Source organism: Acidocella sp. (assembly GCF_035535915.1).
Classification (GTDB): domain Bacteria; phylum Pseudomonadota; class Alphaproteobacteria; order Acetobacterales; family Acetobacteraceae; genus Acidocella.
Window position 1 is genome coordinate 1 of sequence record NZ_DATLPB010000120.1, and the last position, 3,863, is coordinate 3,863.

The following is a 3,863-nucleotide window of genomic DNA, read 5'->3' on the forward strand; positions in this document are numbered from 1 at the left end:
TGCGGCGCTTTTTTCAAAAAGCGCCTACTTGCTTCCTCTGTTAGTATCCCAGCGTGCGGTCGATCGCCGTCGGCGCTTTGTCCCCGGCCGCCAAAGCTTCAAGGTTTTTCCTGAAGATTTGCAGCGTCAGCGTGTTGTAGGTGGCGGGGTCGTCCGACGACATATGCGGCGTGACGATCAGGTTTTTCGTCGTCCAGGCACGGTGCCCCGGCGGCAAGGGCTCGGTGTGGAACACGTCCAGGATCGCGCCGCCGAGCGTCTCGGCTTCCAGCGCGTCGAGCAAAGCTTCCTCATCCATCAGCCGGCCGCGGCCGATATTGATCACGCCCGCCCCGACGGGGAGTTTTTTGATGCGTTCGGCGGAGAGCAGGTTGCTGGTTTCCGGTGTCAGCGGGCAGGCCAGGAGCAGGATATCGGTTTCGGCCAGAACCGCGTCGAACGCCGCGTTGGTCACGGTCCGCGCGCAATGCGGGTGCGGCGCGCCGGATCGGCTGACGCCGGTGACCTGCATGCCGAGACGGCTAGCCTGCATGGCGGCGGCGCCACCCAGGCTGCCCAGCCCGACTACGGTGAGCCGATGATTTCGCGCGACACCGCATAATTCATGGCGCCAATGCTGCCGGCGCTGCGCCGTGGCCAGGCGCGGCATGGCGTTCACCAGCATCAGGATCGCCATCAGCGCGTATTCGCCGGCTTTATCGCCGTGCACGCCGCGATTGTTCATGATGATCACGCCGGGCGGGATGCGGTCGAAGGGCTGCAGGCTGTCCACGCCGGCGGACGTGAGTTGCAGCAGCCGCAGCTTCGGCGCCGCGAACAGATCGAGCTTCTTCATCCCCCGCGTCGGCGCGATCAGCGCCTTGACGGTCTCGGCCTGGGCCAGGAATTCTTCCGGCGTGCTGCCGATGGTGACGCGGTGGCCGGCAATGCCGGCTGCGTCCCATGCGGCATGGTCCATCGGCGTATCGTATTGGTCCAGCTCATTGTGGATATGAACATGCATCTCGCGGTCGAACCCTTCGTAACGATGAAATTGAATGAGACGGTCAGCGCCCATGCCCCGGCAGCAGCAGGAGCAGGAGACTGATCAGCGCGCCGAGCAGGAACCCGACCAGCGTGCCGTTGACGCGGATGAATTGCAGGTCCTTGCCGACCCGCAGCTCCAGCTTCTCGGTGATGGTCGGGGTGTCCCAGGCGCCGACCACCTGGCCGATGAAGCCGGCCAGTTGCGCCTGGGCGTCCGGGAGCAAATTGACGACCAGCCGCTCGACCGTGGCGTTGACCCGGGCGCGCGCCGCTTCGTCACGGCCCAGAACTTCGCCGAGATTGGCTAGCGCCGCTTCGATCACCGCCACGGTGCGGCCATGCGGCCGTACCGCATCCGCCTCCAGCGCGCGGCGCAGCCTGGCCCAGACGTCCCAGGCCCAGGCCCTGACCGTGTCATGCGCGAGAATGCCCTTGAGCGAGCGGCTGAGCTCGGCGGCCCGTTCCGGGTCGGTTTCGAGCTTCTGGATCTCCCGGCGGGCCCATTCGTCAAACGCGTCGCGCATCTCGGAACTGTCCGGGCTGACGCGCTCCAGCTCATGGTTCACGGCCGTCAGCACGCGGGAGGCGATGTTGGCGCCGACCGCCCAGCCGACCAGGCGGCCGCCCTGTTCGCGCACGCGCTCTTTGATCGCGTCGCGCAAAGGCTCTTCCTGGGCCGCGAGGGTCTCCTTCAACTGGTTGATGATGAAGGAAAAAACTTCCTGGTGCCGACCGCCTTCAACGAGCCCGCCCAATGCCCGCGCCACCACCACCCCGGCCGCGCGGCCGCCGATCAGGCGCGGCAGAAGGCGCGCCAGCAGGCGCCGGGCGCGGCCGTCCTCGATCGTCGCCAGCAATTTTGGCAACAAGCCCGCCAACGCCTCGGCGGCGGGGTGCGTTGCCACCGGGTCGCTTAAAAAACGCTGCAGGATGCCCGGCGAATCGATGGTGGCGAGAAATTTGCGGATATCCGCTTCGGTAAACACATGGTTGGCGACGAAGCGGCCGAGCGCATGGCCCAGCCGTTCCTTTTGCGCCGGCAGGATCGCGGTGTGCGGAATCGGCAAACCGAGCGGGCGGCGGAACAAAGCGGTGACCGCGAACCAATCCGCCACGCCGCCGATGAAGCCGGCCTTCGCCGCGTCGCCCAGCAGGCGGGAGAAGATGCCCGCCGGCAGCGTGTAACTCACCGCCGTCAGCGCCGCCATGAGCACGAGCAGGCCGGAGGCGAAGAGCCTGTGCCGGTTGAGGGAGGCGCGCAGGCTGGCATCCGGGTCCGTCGTCATGGCGCCAAATTACAGTCTTGAGCCGGTCGCGCAATCTGGCGGCCATGGGGAAAAGGCCCCGAGGCGCGGCGCGCCGACTCGCATTTTTCTTGCACAGCCGGCGGGTTCGGGCGCATCTTTACGGCGGGAAAACAACGAAACCGCCAAACAACCGGCACACATCGACCTTTCAAGGTGCAGGGTCATGAATACAAAAGATTATTATCAGGAGGCCCGAAAGCCGCGGCCTCGGGCGCGGTCGAGGCCGCGCCGCCGCCAGGGCCGGCCGGGCGTGGCCGCGGCCTTGCTCGCGGTCGTCTGCGTGGCCGGCGTATTCGGGCTGCTCGGGCTGCTTTATTCCCTGGGATAAAGCCGGTGGTTGGCGCCGGCGTTTACAGCCGGCGTCGCGCTCCGCATGATGCGGCCATGCCGTTTCTCACCGAAGCCGAGCCGCCGCGCGGCGTGCCCCTGGACGTTCTCCCGGGCATCCGCCGCATCGTCGCCCGCAACCCCAGCGTCATGACCTATCAGGGCACGAACACCTATCTCATCGAAGGGGCGGAAGGCTTGAGCGTGCTCGATCCCGGGCCGGATGATTCGCAGCATGTGCAGGATATTCTCGCCGTGGCGGGGTCGGTGCCGGTCCGGCGCATCCTGCTCACGCACACGCATCGCGACCATTTCGGCGCCGTGGCGGCGCTGCGCGCGGCGACCGGCGCGCCGGTTCATGCCTATCGGTACAGCGCCAAGCCCGGTTTCACGCCGGACAGGCCGCTCGGTGACGGCGATGATGTGGCGGGACTCACGGCGATTTTCACGCCGGGTCATGCCGCCGACCATCTGTGCTTCGCCCTGCGCGATGGGCCACGTAAAATTCTGTTCAGCGGCGATCACGTGATGTCCTGGTCATCCTCGATTGTCAGCCCGCCGGATGGCGACATGCTGGCATATTACCGTTCACTGGAACGGCTGCTCGACCGGGACGACGAGCTGTATTTGAGCGGCCATGGCCCCGCGCTGCCGGAACCGCAAACTTTGGTGCGGGAATTGCTGGCGCACCGGCAGCGGCGCGAGGCGACGATTTTGCGCCAGCTGGATCAGCAGGATTGGAGCGTCGCCGCTTTGGCTGAACGGCTCTACGCGAAAGCCGATCCGTATCTGAAGGTGGCGGCGCAACGCAATGTGCTGGCGCATCTGCTGAAGCTGACGGAAGAGGGCAGGGCGGCGGAGCTGGAACCGGCAACCGAGTTGCCCGCCGACGCGCCGCAAATTTCGGCCTTGCCAGGCGAGGTGCAGCACGACGCGTTACGGCGGTTTGGCCTGGTCAGATGAAGGCAGGCAAGGAAGCACTACTTTTTGTGAACAAAAAGTAGCAAAAAAACTTTGTTAGTTTGGGCCGTGCTGGTTTCACCGCCTCGGGCCCAGCGCAACCAAAAGTTTTGGGGCTGTCCCAGATGTTAGGTTGAATTCTTTCTGACCCAGCGCTTGAGCTGCTTCAAGAGCTGGGCGGGAGAGCCATCGTTGAACCTCCACTCGCATTCCTTGAGGAAGAGGTGGAAATTGGCTTTTGGG

4 protein-coding genes and 1 pseudogene are annotated in these 3,863 nt (G+C 65.4%); 2 read left to right on the forward strand and 3 right to left on the reverse strand.

Annotated features, from left to right (window positions below):
* Positions 1–40: 40 nt before the first annotated feature.
* Both VNC39_RS16160 and VNC39_RS16165 read right to left on the reverse strand, forming a co-directional pair.
* On the reverse strand, positions 41–1,057 hold the full coding sequence (locus VNC39_RS16160; protein ID WP_325400685.1) for a D-2-hydroxyacid dehydrogenase: 1,017 nt from the start codon (positions 1,055–1,057) through the stop codon (positions 41–43).
* Positions 1,047–2,312 carry a DUF445 domain-containing protein gene (locus VNC39_RS16165; RefSeq protein WP_325400686.1) on the reverse strand — a complete coding sequence of 422 codons (1,266 nt, stop codon included), beginning with the start codon at positions 2,310–2,312 and terminating at the stop codon, positions 1,047–1,049. Before VNC39_RS16165 ends, VNC39_RS16160 begins: the two co-directional genes overlap by 11 nt.
* A 184-nt stretch (positions 2,313–2,496) precedes the next feature.
* Between VNC39_RS16165 and VNC39_RS16170 the strand changes: the two genes are divergently transcribed.
* Together VNC39_RS16170 and VNC39_RS16175 are read left to right on the forward strand one after the other, a co-directional pair.
* Positions 2,497–2,661 (forward strand): hypothetical protein, encoded by a 165-nt coding sequence (locus VNC39_RS16170; RefSeq protein ID WP_325400687.1) that lies wholly within the window; start codon positions 2,497–2,499, stop codon positions 2,659–2,661.
* A gap of 56 nt (positions 2,662–2,717) precedes the next feature.
* Entirely contained in the window at positions 2,718–3,623 is a 906-nt protein-coding gene (locus VNC39_RS16175; protein WP_325400688.1) for an MBL fold metallo-hydrolase, read from the forward strand.
* A 125-nt stretch (positions 3,624–3,748) separates the two neighbouring features.
* On the opposite strand, the pseudogene VNC39_RS16180 reads toward VNC39_RS16175, so the two are convergent.
* A pseudogene (locus tag VNC39_RS16180) lies at positions 3,749–3,863 on the reverse strand (IS1595 family transposase); the annotation flags it as partial.